The sequence below is a fragment of the Staphylococcus sp. EG-SA-2 genome (assembly GCF_017152085.1).
In genome coordinates this window covers 1-1,090 of sequence record NZ_JACYHC010000873.1, presented here as the reverse complement: position 1 = coordinate 1,090, position 1,090 = coordinate 1, and the positions used below count along the sequence as shown (strand labels likewise).

The window sequence follows — 1,090 nt, the reverse complement described above, 5'->3', positions numbered from 1 at the left end:
ATCCATGCTAAACCTGCTACAAATGGTAATTGAATCAAAGTATTTGTTATGTTGAAGATACCATGTGATACTGCAATCGTCATCGCTGGTTTTAAGTGCCATACATCTTGTAACAAACTAATCAAATGAATCACAACTGGCAAGAAAATTGTGAAGATAATTACCCCGATTAAATTAAAGATGACGTGTACAAGCGCCGCACGTTTTGCAGCGATTGAGCCGGCTAAACTAGCTAAGATAGCTGTAATTGTTGTACCAATGTTATCACCTAGTAACACAGGGATTGCTGCGTTTAAGCTGATTAAATCTTGTTGATAAAATTCTTGTAAAATACCAATCGTCGCACTTGAACTTTGAACTAGTGCTGTTAACCCTGCGCCGACAATGACAGCAAGTATTGGATTTGATGACATATCAAGCATTAATTGCTTAAATCCATCTAATGATGCTAAAGGTTTAACGGCATCACCCATAAATTCTAGACCGAAGAATAGAGAACCGAAACCGAATAGTATGCGGCCAATGTTATTGATTTTAGAGCGTTTAAAGAAAAAGATTAAAAATGCACCTAATGCTAAAATTGGCATTGCATATTCGCCTAAATCTATACCGATAATAAATGCAGTTACCGTTGTTCCGATATTGGCACCCATTATCACTCCAATAGCTTGTTTTAACGTCATAAATCCAGCTGTTACCAGTCCGATTGTGATAACGGTCGTACCTGAACTACTTTGTATTAAAATAGTTACAACGATACCTGCAATAACACCTAATACTGGATTTGATGTAAATTTGTTTAAAATATCTCGTAGCCTGTCTCCTGCTGATGCTTGAAGCCCGTCTCCCATGATTTTTAAGCCGTAAAGGAAAATACCTAAACCACCTAAAAAGGAGAAAATGACTTCTGTAACCGACATTTCCATTATTTCACCTCAAATAAGCTTTATATTTAGATTATCGCTTATAATTGTAAATTTAATGTTAAGATTAGGTAAAATTATTTAACAATATATGTTATTTGTATATGACTTGTAAAATATCGTCACTTATTATGTAAATTTTCAGTGTGAAATGGCAGGTTTGCAAT

Annotated in this window: 1 protein-coding gene; it reads right to left on the bottom strand. The window is 34.9% G+C overall.

Translation table 11 applies throughout. The annotated features are described in order from the left end of the window. Positions 1 to 920 (bottom strand): Na/Pi cotransporter family protein (locus IDG60_RS15560; protein ID WP_206160895.1); only part of this gene is annotated, 920 nt, incomplete at its 3' end. Positions 921 to 1,090: the final 170 nt, after the last annotated feature.